Consider the following 11,705-nt stretch of genomic DNA (forward strand, 5'->3'; position numbering starts at 1 on the left):
CAGCACCAGCACCTTCGCCAGTGTCGACTTGCCGCAGCCGGACTCGCCGACCACTCCGACCGTCTCGCCGGGCGCGACGGTGAGGTCGGCGCCGGTCAGCGCGTACACCCGGTCCCGGGTGAACAGGCCGCCGCTGCGGGCCCGGTGGACGACATGGGCGTCCGACAGCTCCACCACCGCGTTCACTTGACGGCCTCGCTCTCCGTGGTCACCAGGTCCACCGCCGGGTGGTGGCAGGCCGCCGTGTGGGTGCGCGTACCGACCGGGCCGGGGACGGTCGTACGGCACACCCCGCTCGCCGAGGGGCAGCGGTCCGCGAACCGGCAGCCGGCCGCGAAGGCGGCCGGGGACGGGACGACACCCCTGATCTGGGTCATCCGCTCGGCCGCCGACTCGAGGGACAGCACGCTGCCGAGCAGCCCCCGCGTGTAGTGATGGGCCGGCGCCGCCACCAGGTCCGCGGTCACGCCCGTCTCCACGATCCGGCCGCCGTACATCACCACCACCCGGTCGGTGACGTCGGCGACCAGCGCCAGATCGTGCGAGACCAGGATCAGCGCGAAGCCCAGCTCCTCCCGCAGACGCAGGAGCAGCTGCATGATCTGCGCCTGCACGGTGACATCCAGCGCGGTCGTCGGCTCGTCGGCGACGATCAGCTTCGGGTCCCGGGACAGGGCCATGGCGATCAGGACGCGCTGGCGCTGGCCGCCGGAGAGTTCGTGCGGATAGCTGCGCAGGGTGCGGACGGGATCGAGGCCGACCAGGGCGAGCAGCTGTCCGGGCGTCCGCCGGCCGCCGCGCCGTACGAGCTGCTTCAGCTGGGCGCGGATGGTCATCGCCGGGTTCAGGGACGACAGGGCGTCCTGGTAGACCATCGCCATCTCGTGGCCGAGCAGCTTGCGCCGTACCCGCATCGGCTCGGCGAGCAGGTCCCGCCGGCCGAAGCGCACCCGGCCCCCGACCCGGGCGCCCTTGGGCTGCAGCCCCATGACGGCGAGCGCGGTCAGTGACTTGCCGCAGCCCGACTCGCCCACCAGGCCCAGCACCTCACCGGGCCGCACCTCGAAGCTGATGCCGTCGACGATGTCCACGCCCTGGTGGCGCCCGTCGAAGCCGATGGCGAGGTTCTCCACCGCGAGCACCGGCTGTCCGCCGTGACCGGGCTGCGGCCGGGCCCGGGAGCGCAGGCGCCGGGCGGCCTCGGCCAGGCCGGGCAGCGGCGTCACCTCGCTGCTCCCCGGCTCCGGTGTCTCCAGCCGGTCGTGGTCCTCCCGTACCTCCACGTCCCGGGCCGCCGGGTCCGCCCACGCGTCCGAGACGCCCTCGGACAGGATGTTCAGGGACAGGACGGTCACCAGCATCAGCAGCCCGGGGAAGACGGTCGCCCACCAGCCGCCGGTGAGCACCATGTTCTTGCCGTCCGCGATGACGCTGCCCCACGACGGGTCCGGCGGCCGGACGCCCGCGCCGACGAAGGACAGCGACGCCTCGAAGACGATGGCCTCGGCGACCTGGACCGTGCAGAACACCAGGACGGGCGCGGCGCAGTTGACGGCCACGTGCCGCAGCACGATGTGCGGGGTGCGGGCGCCGATCACGCGTTCCGCGGTGACGTAGTCCTCGCCGTACTGGTCGAGCACGTTGGCCCGCACCACCCGGGCCACCGGCGGTGTGAACAGGAACGCGATCGCGCAGATCAGCACTGTGATGCCACCGCCGAAGACGGCGACGAGCACGGCGGCCAGGGCGATGCCGGGGAACGCCATCACCACGTCCAGGCAGCGCATCAGCGTCTCGTCGACGCCCTTGCGGGAGGTGGCGGCCACCGCCCCGACGACCGCGCCCACGACGAGCGCGAGCGCCGTCGCGCCCAGGCCGATGGCGAGGGACCAGCGGGCGCCGTACATCAGCCGGCTGAGGATGTCCCGGCCGAGGCTGTCCTGGCCCATCCAGTGGCCGGCGGACGGGTGTCCGGTGCCGCCGACCGGCGGCTGCTGGTCGAGCGGGTCGTCGGGGGCGAGGAGGGGCGCGAGCAGGGCCGTCAGCGCGACGACCGCCAGGAAGCAGAGGGCGGCCTTCGACAGCGGGGGCAGCCTGCGCGGGCCACGCAGCCGGATGCCGGGCCGGGACAGGGCCCGGGTGAGGTCTTGGCGCGTGAGCATCAGGTCGCGTCCCTCAGTCGCGGGTTGACCAGGAGATGGAGGATGTCGATGGCGAGGTTGACGACGACGAATCCGGTCGCCGTGGTCAGCACGACACCCTGGACGACCGCCGGGTCGCCGTTCTGGACCGCGTCGATCATCAGCTTCCCCATACCGGGCAGCGAGAAGATCGTCTCGATGACCACCGCGCCGCCCAGCAGATAGCCGACGCGCAGGCCGAGCACGGTCAGCGGATTGACGAGGGCGTTGCGCAGCACGTTGCGCCCCACCACCACCCGTGGCGGCAGCCCGCCGCCGATCGCGGTCCGTACGTAGTCCTTGTCCAGCTCCTCCACCACGGACGTCCGCACGATCCGGGTCAGTTGTGCGGCCACCGGCAGGGAGAGCGCGAACGCGGGCAGGGTCATCGTCCTCAGCCAGCCGGTGAAGGAGTCGGCCGGGTTGATGTAGCCGCCGGTCGGGAACCAGCCCTGGTCCACCGCCAGGTACTGGATCATCAGCAGCGCCAGCCAGAAGCCGGGCGCGGCCACCCCGGTCAGGGACACGACCCGGATGATCTGGTCGGGCAGCCGGTCCCGGTAGACCGCCGCCGTGACCCCGCCGGCCAGCGCCAGCACCACCGCGATGCCGAGCCCCAGGAAAGTGAGCTGGAGGGTGAGCGGCAGCGCCGTGGTGACCTGGTCGAGGACCGGCGCCCGGGTCAGGGCGCTGGTGCCCATGTCACCGTGGAGCAGGCCGCCGACGAAGTGCGCGTAGCGCACCGGGAGCGGATCGAGCAGCCCGTTGCGCTCCCGGAAGTCGTGCAGCTGCCGCGGGGTCGGGTTCGCGCCCTGGAAGAACGCGGACGCCGGGTCGACGTCCGAGAACCGCATCACCAGGAACACGAACAGCACGACGCCCAGCATCAGCGGCACGAGCAGGGCCACACGGCGGAGGAGGATGCGGACGACGGCGACCACTCGAAGTCAACTCCCGTTCGGTCAGACCCACTTGGCCTGGAGCAGGTTGATACCGGGGTACGGCTGCGCCCTTATGCCGGTGAGCTTCCTCGGGTCCCATGCGGTCATCAGCTCGTTGTGCACGACCGGGTAGAGCACGGCCTGCTCGGCGACGACGTCGAGGTAGTCCTGGATCATCGCCTTCTTCTTTGCGGGGTCCGGCTCCCGGGTGGCCCGGTCCATGTCCTTGAAGAGCTGCTCGGCGACCGCGTTGTCGGCCCAGCGGGCGTAGCCCATCCAGAGGTTCTGGGGGCCGTAGTTGTAGTGCATGATCAGGTCGGCGTCGAGGCCGAACTGGTTGGGGTTCGAGGCGGCGGCGACGACCTGGTAGTCCTGTTTCTGGTCCATCTTGGTGAAGACGGCCGTGGTCTCCTGCGGGGAGAGGGTCGTCTCGACCCCGATCGCGTCCCAGGACGCCTTGATGGTCGGCAGGCAGTCGACGATCCAGCTGACGTTCACCGCGAGGATGTCGATCTTCAGGTTCTTCACCCCCGCCGCCTTCAGCAGCGCCTTCGCCTTGTCGGGGTCGTAGTCGTAGACGGTCTTCGCGCGCCGGTAGGAGGGGTTGCCCTCGTTCAGGAAGGACGAGGACGGCTTTCCGTGCCCCTTGAGCGCGACCTCGACCATCTTCCCCGTGTCGATGGCGTAGTGCAGCGCCTGGCGGACCCGCACGTCGTCGAGGGGCTTGTGCTCGGTGTTGAACATCAGGAACAGGTTGTTCATGCCGGCCCCGCCCGCGACCGACATCCCGCCGCTCTCCAGTCGCGGGATGTTGGCGTACGGGATGTTGTCGGCGATCTGCGCTCCGGCGCCGGCCCCGGAGATCTTCGCCACGCGGGGCGCGGCGTCCACGATGGTCAGCCAGTTCATCCTCTTGAAGGCGGGCCTGCGCGGGCCGTTGTAGCCGGCGAACGCCTCGAAGGCGGTGTTGGACTTCGGGTGGTGCGCGGTCTGCCGGTAGGGCCCCGAACCGATCGCCTTGCCCTTGACCGCGTCGTCCCAGGCGCCCGGCCGCGAGTAGACGTGCCTGGGCATGATCTTGGCGAGGGTGAGCCGGGAGACCCCTTCCGGGAAGGGGAACTTCAGCACCAGCTCCACGGTCCGGGCGTCGACCTTGCGCACTTCCTTCAGCCAGCTCGCGAAGAACCCCTTGGCGAGGGTCTGTGTCTTCGGGTCGAGGATGCGGTCGAAGACGAAGACGACGTCGTCGGCGGTGACCGGCTTGCCGTCGTGGAACTGCGCGCCCGCCCGCAGGGTGAACCGCCAGGTGGTGGCGTCGAGGCCGGCCGGCACGCGGGTCGCCAGCGCCGCGTACGGCTCCCGCGAGATCGGGTCGGTGTCGAGCAGGCCCTCGTAGATGTGGTTGTTGCCGGCCATGGCGAACGCGGACGCCGTCTGGGTCGGGTCCCAGCTGCCGTCGTTCCCGTAGCCGATCACCGCCGTGAGGGTGCGGTCCTTGCCGCCGCCCCCGCCGCCGGCGTCGTTCGTGGACTCCGGGCCGGAGGAGCACGCGGCCAGCGAGGAAGAGAGGGCGGTGGCCGCGCCCAGCGCGCCGGTGTACTTCAGGAACGACCGGCGGTGCAGCGCCGGCACGTCGTGGGTCACGTCGTCACGCACGGTTCCTCCAGCGAAGAGGGTCTGGTGGATGAGGAGATACGACGTCCTACGTCCTGTCGGTCAGCGTGACCATAGGAGGGCCCGTGGGGGTGGTCAAGGGGGCGCACACGAATGGCGTAGCCGTCAGAGGTCGCGCCAATGGCACTGTGAAATGGCGGGAGTTGGTGCAGGTCGATCCCGGAGATGGGACGTGGGACGTCCGGTGCGCGTACGATGCGGCGCATGACCGCCGGGGAATCCAGGAACAGCCGGGTACGGCGTGCGGTCGTGCGGCTGATCCTCGACCGCGGGCTCGCGCCCGGGATGTCCCTGCCCACCGAGACGGAGCTGATGGAGGACCTCGGCGTCAGCCGCAACTCCGTGCGCGAGGCCCTCAAGGCGCTGCAGGCCCTCGACATCGTGGAGATCCGGCACGGCTACGGCACCTATGTGGGCCAGGCCTCCCTCACCCCGCTGGCCGACGGCCTGACCTTCCGTGCGCTGGCCCGGCAGGGTGACGACGCGGGCGCGCTGGCCGAGGTCCTCCAGGTCCGGGAGGTGCTGGAGGTGGAGCTGATCCGGCGGGTCGCGGCGACGGCGACCGAGCCGGAACTGGACCGCCTGGAGTCGGTGGTGACCCGGATGGAGGCGGCCGACCGCGCCGGGCGGCCCTTTCCCGAACTCGACCGCGAGTTCCACGAGCTGCTCTACGCCTCGCTCGGCAACGAGCTCGTGCCGGAGCTCCTCGGCGCCTTCTGGACGGTGTTCCGGCGGGTCGCGGGCGCCCGCGGCTGGACCGACGACCCCCCCCCCCCCCTCCCCCTCCCCCCCCCCCCCCCCCCCCACACCCCGCCCCCCCGGGCGCCGCCCCCCGCCGCCGGGGGGCCGCGGGCCCGCGATGGCGGTCCACTTCCGTGGGATCGAGGCGCGGGCGGGGCAGGAGTCGCGCGGGGTGGGCTGAGGCCCCTAGGGCAGCGTCTTCATGTACTCCCTGTCGTGGTCGGAGTCGTAGACCAGCCTGCCGCCGGCGTCGTACCCCTTGATGTGCGGGGCCCGGGTGACCTGCCGGTGCAGGGTGCCGGTGGCCACGAACCAGCCGTGGTCCAGGGCGGCCTCGCCGCTCCTGCCGCCGTACGACACGGTCACCCTGGCCACCGACGACCGCACGTTGCCGATGACCCCCCAGCGGAAGGGCAGCTTCCAGTGACCCTTGTCCAGGACGGACTGCTGGTAGAGCTTGCCGCCGTTGTCGTCGGCGCCGACCGGGTCGGTGTTGTCGGGGCTGATGCCGAAGCCGGTGCTGATGTTGACACCCGTGGCCTTGCCGTCCCGGACGGTGCAGATGAGCCGGATCCGCTCCGGCTTCTCCGTCGCCGCGACGACGTACATGCCGTCGCCGGGCGTGTTCGAGTCACCGGTGCCGGGCATCGCCAGGATGATCCGGTAGTCGGCCGGATCCCCGAGCTCGGTGTGGGTCGGTGCGTGGTTGCCCCTCTTGTCCCGAGGCTCGTTCGCCCGGCTGAGGCCGATGCACTTCGTCAGTCCGTCCGCGGCCTGCTCGAAGGTGATCCCGTCCACCAGCTGGCCCGCGGTGGCAGGACGCGCGGGCCCCGTCGGCCTCGGGCTCCGCGAGGCCTCGGCCGACGACGCGGGCGCGGCGGGAGACGGGGCGCCTCCGTGCCCGCCCACCGCGTACGCGCCCGCCGGCACCGCGGCCAGCGTCACCAGCGCGGCTCCGGCCACCGCCGCCCTCCGCCGGCGCTCGACCACGCCCCGCCGCCGGATCTCGGGGTAGGGCACCGGCGAGGGCCGGATCGTGTACGCGTCCTCGGTCATCAGTTCCCTGACCTGGGCTTCGAAGTCCAACTTTCCCTCACCCAGCCGCTCCTCACTCATCTGCCGCCTCCCTGCCCGGCCGCCGCCCGGTCACGGGCGGAACTCTCCTGCGTCCGGGCCAGTCCCGGAAACGTCCGCAACTTCGCCAGGCCCTTGGACGCCTGGCTCTTGACCGTGCCCGGGGAGCAGCCGAGCACCTCGGCCGCCTCGGCCTCGGACAGGTCCTCCCAGTAGCGCAGTACGACCACCGCCCGCTGCCTGGGCGGCAGTCCGGCGAGCGCGGCCATCAGCGTGCCGCGCTCGTCGGCCCGTGACACGGCGTCGTCGGGACCGGCGTACTCCGGTGGCACCGCGGTCAGCGACTCCGCGACCCGGCGCTTGCGGAACCGGTCGCTGTTGCAGCTGACCAGCATCCGCCGGACGTACGCCTCCGGGTGGTCACTCCGCGAGACGCGCCGCCACGACCGGTAGGCCTTCGCCAGAGCGGTCTGCGTCAGGTCCTCGGCATGATGCCGGTCACCGGTGAGCAGATAGGCGGTCCGCACCAGATGGGACCACCGTGCTCTGACGAATTCCTGGAACTGGGCCTCTTGTTCGGCCTGCATCGGTTCACCTCCTCGCCTCCCAGACCACCGGTCCCGCGGATTCGGTTGCCCGGGTCTCAGAGGCGGCGGTCGCACAGCGCGGAGGGCTGCCGTCCGGGTGGACGTCGACCGCGGCACCGGAGCCGACCTGGAGCAGCCGGAACCGGAGGCCGGGCCGGCTGTCACCGCCGGCGAGGTGCCGCCGGGGCGCAGCACGCGGAAGGCCTCGGCGAGGACGCGGTCCTGGTGTTCGGCGGTGGGTACGCGAAAAGGCCGCGTACGCCCTGTGCCATGCCGCACCCGGCGGAGGGGCTGCCCCTGGAGGCCGTGGCCCGGCGGGTCGGATACGCGTCGGCCGGCTCTTTCGCGGCCGCGTTCCGGCGGATGGCGGGGGCACGCCGAGGGCGTACTTCCCGGGGCGCGGAGTCTAGTCACACAGAGCCACTGGAGGGAGGCGAAGCGTGAAAGTCGTGGCAGGAGGGGACCGAGGTGAACGTGAACGTGATGAAGCTCCCGCTCGGCTGCCACGCCGTCGACACCAGCACCGGAAGACCAGGCATCGTGATGGGCCACGAGGGGCCGTACGTTCAGTTGAGGCCGTACGGCGGCGGGCGGGAGTGGGACGTCCGGCCGGAGGCCGTCCGCCGGGCCACCCCGGCCGAGCGGCTGAGCGCGGCCACGGACCACGCCGACGCGCGCAGCCGGGGCGAGGTGTCCTGAAGGTCCGGCCGCGGCCCTGACCGTCCGGCCGTGCGGGCAGAATGGGGTCATGACCCTGTTCCGCGACGACGGCACGGTGCCGCGCACCCCGAAACCGGGTGAGGCGGACCGGATCGCGCCGCGCTCCCCCCGGACCCGTGGGGGTGCGCGATGAGTCTCTTCAGGGATGACGGCGTCGTCCTGCGGACCCAGAAGCTCGGCGAAGCCGACCGCATCATCACGCTGCTCACCCGCGGTCACGGCCGCGTGCGGGCCGTGGCCCGGGGCGTGCGGCGGACCAAGTCGAAGTTCGGGGCCCGGCTCGAACCCTTCTCCCACGTCGACGTGCAGTTCTTCGCCCGGGGCAGCGAGCTGGTCGGCCGCGGGCTGCCCCTGTGCACCCAGAGCGAGACCATCGCTCCGTACGGCGGCGGGATCGTCACCGACTACGCCCGGTACACCGCCGGGACGGCCATGCTGGAGACCGCCGAGCGGTTCACCGACCACGAGGGCGAGCCGGCCGTGCAGCAGTACCTGCTGCTGGTGGGCGCGCTGCGCACCCTCGCCCGCGGGGAACACGCACCGCATCTCGTCCTCGACGCCTTCCTGCTGCGCTCCCTCGCCGTCAACGGCTACGCGCCCAGCTTCGGCGACTGCGCGAAGTGCGGAATGCCCGGTCCGAACCGCTTCTTCTCGGTTGCCTCCGGCGGCAGCGTCTGCGTCGACTGCCGGGTGCCCGGCAGTGTCGTACCCTCGCCGCAGACCCTCGTCCACCTCGGCGCTCTGCTTACGGGAGACTGGGAGACCGCGGACGCGTGCGAGCCGCGGTACGTCCGGGAGGGGAGCGGGCTGGTGTCCGCCTACCTGCACTGGCATCTGGAGCGCGGACTGCGCTCACTCCGGTACGTGGAAAAGTCGTAAGCGCAGAGGAGACGAGAAACACATGGTGGTACGCGGGATCCTGGGACGCCAGCGCCGCGAGTACAGGGCGCCGGAACCGCACCCGTCCGGCGCCCGCGCGCCGAAGCTCCCCGGCGAGCTCGTCCCGAACCACGTGGCGATCGTCATGGACGGGAACGGCCGCTGGGCCAAGGAGCGCGGCCTGCCCCGCACCGAGGGCCACAAGGTGGGCGCCGAGCGCGTCCTCGACGTCCTGCAGGGCTCCATCGAGATCGGCGTCCGCAACATCTCCCTGTACGCCTTCTCCACCGAGAACTGGAAGCGCTCGCCCGACGAGGTGCGCTTCCTGATGAACTTCAACCGCGACTTCATCCGCAAGACCCGCGACCGGCTCGACGAGCTGGGCATCCGGGTGCGCTGGGTGGGCCGCATGCCCAGGCTGTGGAAGTCGGTCGCCAAGGAGCTCCAGGTCGCCCAGGAGCAGACCAAGGGCAACGACCTGCTCACGCTGTACTTCTGCATGAACTACGGCGGCCGGGCCGAGATCGCCGACGCGGCGCAGGCGCTGGCGGAGGACGTGCGGGCGGGGCGGCTCGACCCGTCGAAGGTGAACGAGAAGACGCTCGCGAAGTACCTGTACTACCCGGACATGCCGGACGTGGACCTGTTCCTGCGCCCGAGCGGCGAGCAGCGCACCTCCAACTACCTGCTCTGGCAGAGCGCCTACGCCGAGATGGTCTTCCAGGACGTGCTGTGGCCCGACTTCGACCGGCGCGACCTGTGGCGGGCCTGCATCGAGTTCGCCTCCCGCGACCGGCGCTTCGGCGGTGCCGTCCCCAACGAGGAACTGCTCGCCATGGAGGCGGACATGAAGGGGAACGAGGCAACCTCGTAGCCACCGGGGGTTCATGGGGGTGATCGACGATTCGCGTCATGAGACGTCTCACCCCCGCCCTCGCCCTGTGCTCCCTGCTGGTCGCGGCCGCGCCCGCGCAGGCCGCGGACCAGCCCGCGCACCGGGACAGCTACGGCACCAAGGCGCCCTACGCCCCCGGGCAGAACCCGCGCACCTACCAGCGGCCCCCGGCCGGATTCACCCCCGTCTTCACGGAGAACGTCTCGCGGCACGGCTCCCGCGCCGCCACCGGCGGCGAGGACGGCGATCTGATCCTCGCGCTGTGGGACAAGGCCGAGGCCGAGGGGCAACTCACGCGGAAGGGCGAGAAGTTCGGCCCGGCCGTCCGGGCCCTCCTCGACGCCATGGCCGAGGTCGGGTACGGCAAACTCAGCGGGCGCGGCAAGCAGGAGATCCAGGACACGGCCGTCCGCATGGAGCGGCGGCTGCCCGGACTCTTCGCGACGATCGCCGAGCGGGGCGAGAAGATCGACGTCGTCAGCTCAGGACAGGGGCGGGCCGTCGACAGCGGCAACCTGTTCGCCGGCGCGCTCGCCGACACCGACCCGGCCCTGAAGCCGCTCATCGGACCGGCCCGCACCGACAAGGACCTGCTCTACTTCCACAAGGCGGCCGGCGGCGCGGCCTACCGCGACTACATCGCGGGCGACCAGCGGCTGGCGAGCACGCTGAAGACCATCACCGACCAGCCCCGCACGCACGAGGCCGCCCGCTCGGTCCTGCGGAGGATCTTCAGGGACGCCTTCGTCGGGCAGATCGCCGACCAGACCGGCGCCGCCCAGGCCGTGTACAACCTGTACGCCATCGCTCCGGCGATGAGCGGGGAGAGTCCCGACCCCGACGGCAGGGGCTGGGGCATGGACCGGTACATCTCCCGTTCGGACGCGGCCTGGTTCGGGTACCTGAGCGACACCGAGGACTTCTACGAGAAGGGCCCCGGCTTCGCCGGAAGCGACATCACCTACAAGATGGCCGGCGTCCTGCTCGACGACTTCTTCGACCAGGTGGAGGCCAAGCGCGACGGCACCAGCGACCTCGGCGCCGAACTGCGCTTCACGCACGCCGAGGAGATCATCCCGCTGGCCGCGCTGATGGGCCTGCCGGGCAGCACGGAGCCGGTCACGGCCGAGCGGCCGTACACCTACGCCGACAACCCCTGGCGGGGCGCGTCGGTGGCACCGCTGGGCGCGAACATCCAGTGGGACGTCTTCCACAAGGGCGACCGCTACCTGGTGCGCATGCTCTACAACGAGAAGGAGACCGCCTTCAAGGAAGGCTGCCGCCCCATCGCCGAGGGCAGCGAGTTCTACGACCTCGACGAACTGGAGCGCTGCTTCGGCCGCGCCTGAGGGCGCGTCGGAGCGAACGGATACGATCACGGCTCGTCGTCGTACGACCGGGGAGGGGCCGTGATCGAGGAACAGGCTGCGGAACAGCGGAGAACGGGAGTCGTGCTGGAGTACGAGCAGCAACACGGCGACCTCGTGGCGGCCGTCCGGCTCATCCTGGGCAAGCGGAAGTCCGGCTTCGTCTACCGGCCGCCCTTCGTCGTCACGCTCGGTCTGCTGGGCGTGGCGATGATCGTGCTGGACGTGGCCCAGGGCGAGCCGAAGATCTCCTCGTTCCTCGTCCCGCTGTACGCGGTGCTGCTGTACTTCTGGCCGCACCTGGCCGCCCGCCGGCTGCTCAGGGCGAACGCCCACCAGGGGCCGCTGCGGGTGACCGTGGACGAGGAGGGTGTGCGCGCGGTCGGCGCCCAGGCGGAGGTGCGCACGACCTGGCGCAACTACGGCAGTTACGCCGAGAACGACGGCGTGTTCGTGCTCCGCAGCCCGGACCGCGCAGGCCGCTGCGCCAATGTGCTGGTCAAGAGGGGTGCGGCGGATCCCGCGGACATCGACCGGCTGCGCGATCTGATCGCCGCCAATCTGCCGAAGGTGTAGCCGACGCCGGGGTCCGACGCCGGGGTCCGGGGGCCGTCCGCCCCCGGGGCCGGCCCTCACGACCGCCCCGC

At 71.6% G+C, this 11,705-nt stretch carries 11 protein-coding genes and 1 pseudogene; 6 read left to right on the forward strand and 6 right to left on the reverse strand.

Translation table 11 applies throughout. The features are described 5' to 3' along the window. The 4 genes from ACFW2E_RS21175 to ACFW2E_RS21190 all read right to left on the reverse strand — a co-directional run. On the reverse strand, positions 1 to 186 hold a 186-nt coding region (locus ACFW2E_RS21175; protein WP_384468601.1), incomplete at its 3' end, for an ATP-binding cassette domain-containing protein. Next, the gene (locus ACFW2E_RS21180; RefSeq protein WP_384468603.1) at positions 183 to 2,162 is read right to left on the reverse strand and encodes a dipeptide/oligopeptide/nickel ABC transporter permease/ATP-binding protein; all 1,980 of its coding nucleotides are present in this window, start codon (positions 2,160 to 2,162) and stop codon (positions 183 to 185) included. The genes ACFW2E_RS21175 and ACFW2E_RS21180, both read right to left, overlap by 4 nt. Continuing rightward, the gene (locus ACFW2E_RS21185) at positions 2,162 to 3,121 is read right to left on the reverse strand and encodes an ABC transporter permease (RefSeq protein WP_384468605.1); all 960 of its coding nucleotides are present in this window, start codon (positions 3,119 to 3,121) and stop codon (positions 2,162 to 2,164) included. The genes ACFW2E_RS21180 and ACFW2E_RS21185 overlap by 1 nt, the downstream gene beginning before the upstream one ends. A 21-nt stretch (positions 3,122 to 3,142) precedes the next feature. Next, complete coding sequence (locus ACFW2E_RS21190) at positions 3,143 to 4,777, reverse strand: ABC transporter substrate-binding protein (protein ID WP_384468607.1); 1,635 nt, start codon at positions 4,775 to 4,777, stop codon at positions 3,143 to 3,145. A 213-nt stretch (positions 4,778 to 4,990) separates the two neighbouring features. On the opposite strand from ACFW2E_RS21190, the pseudogene ACFW2E_RS21195 reads away from it, so the two are divergent. Beyond that, positions 4,991 to 5,570, forward strand: a pseudogene (locus ACFW2E_RS21195) (FadR/GntR family transcriptional regulator); the annotation flags it as partial. A gap of 152 nt (positions 5,571 to 5,722) precedes the next feature. Here the strand turns inward: ACFW2E_RS21195 and ACFW2E_RS21200 are convergent. Continuing rightward, positions 5,723 to 6,652 carry a hypothetical protein gene (locus ACFW2E_RS21200; protein WP_384468609.1) on the reverse strand — a complete coding sequence of 310 codons (930 nt, stop codon included), beginning with the start codon at positions 6,650 to 6,652 and terminating at the stop codon, positions 5,723 to 5,725. Then, positions 6,649 to 7,197 carry a SigE family RNA polymerase sigma factor gene (locus ACFW2E_RS21205; protein WP_384468611.1) on the reverse strand — a complete coding sequence of 183 codons (549 nt, stop codon included), beginning with the start codon at positions 7,195 to 7,197 and terminating at the stop codon, positions 6,649 to 6,651. The genes ACFW2E_RS21200 and ACFW2E_RS21205 overlap by 4 nt, the downstream gene beginning before the upstream one ends. A gap of 483 nt (positions 7,198 to 7,680) precedes the next feature. Here ACFW2E_RS21205 and ACFW2E_RS21210 point away from each other — a divergent pair, with 483 nt between their 5' ends. From ACFW2E_RS21210 to ACFW2E_RS21230, 5 genes are all read left to right on the forward strand, one after another. Then, complete coding sequence (locus ACFW2E_RS21210; protein ID WP_384468628.1) at positions 7,681 to 7,896, forward strand: hypothetical protein; 216 nt, start codon at positions 7,681 to 7,683, stop codon at positions 7,894 to 7,896. Positions 7,897 to 8,046: 150 nt separating this feature from the next. Then, positions 8,047 to 8,796: a DNA repair protein RecO gene (gene recO / locus ACFW2E_RS21215; protein WP_384468613.1), complete on the forward strand. Its 750-nt coding sequence runs from the start codon at positions 8,047 to 8,049 to the stop codon at positions 8,794 to 8,796. Between the two features lie 22 nt (positions 8,797 to 8,818). After that, the gene (locus ACFW2E_RS21220; RefSeq protein ID WP_384468615.1) at positions 8,819 to 9,670 is read left to right on the forward strand and encodes an isoprenyl transferase; all 852 of its coding nucleotides are present in this window, start codon (positions 8,819 to 8,821) and stop codon (positions 9,668 to 9,670) included. A 38-nt stretch (positions 9,671 to 9,708) separates the two neighbouring features. Further along, the gene (locus ACFW2E_RS21225) at positions 9,709 to 11,040 is read left to right on the forward strand and encodes a histidine-type phosphatase (RefSeq protein WP_384468617.1); all 1,332 of its coding nucleotides are present in this window, start codon (positions 9,709 to 9,711) and stop codon (positions 11,038 to 11,040) included. Between the two features lie 60 nt (positions 11,041 to 11,100). Further along, entirely contained in the window at positions 11,101 to 11,634 is a 534-nt protein-coding gene (locus tag ACFW2E_RS21230) for a hypothetical protein (protein WP_384468619.1), read from the forward strand. Positions 11,635 to 11,705 lie beyond the last annotated feature (71 nt).

Origin of the sequence: Streptomyces sp. NPDC058964 (assembly GCF_042741275.1) — a bacterium.
Taxonomy (GTDB): domain Bacteria; phylum Actinomycetota; class Actinomycetes; order Streptomycetales; family Streptomycetaceae; genus Streptomyces.

Coding starts and splice junctions, on each gene's coding strand:
- ACFW2E_RS21225 (WP_384468617.1), top strand. CDS start 9,709: ATGAGACGTCTCACCCCCGCCCTCGCCCTGTGCTCCCTGCTGGTCGCG.
- recO (WP_384468613.1), top strand. CDS start 8,047: ATGAGTCTCTTCAGGGATGACGGCGTCGTCCTGCGGACCCAGAAGCTC.
- ACFW2E_RS21200 (WP_384468609.1), bottom strand. CDS start 6,652: ATGAGTGAGGAGCGGCTGGGTGAGGGAAAGTTGGACTTCGAAGCCCAG.
- ACFW2E_RS21210 (WP_384468628.1), top strand. CDS start 7,681: ATGAAGCTCCCGCTCGGCTGCCACGCCGTCGACACCAGCACCGGAAGA.
- ACFW2E_RS21180 (WP_384468603.1), bottom strand. CDS start 2,162: ATGCTCACGCGCCAAGACCTCACCCGGGCCCTGTCCCGGCCCGGCATC.
- ACFW2E_RS21205 (WP_384468611.1), bottom strand. CDS start 7,197: ATGCAGGCCGAACAAGAGGCCCAGTTCCAGGAATTCGTCAGAGCACGG.
- ACFW2E_RS21220 (WP_384468615.1), top strand. CDS start 8,819: ATGGTGGTACGCGGGATCCTGGGACGCCAGCGCCGCGAGTACAGGGCG.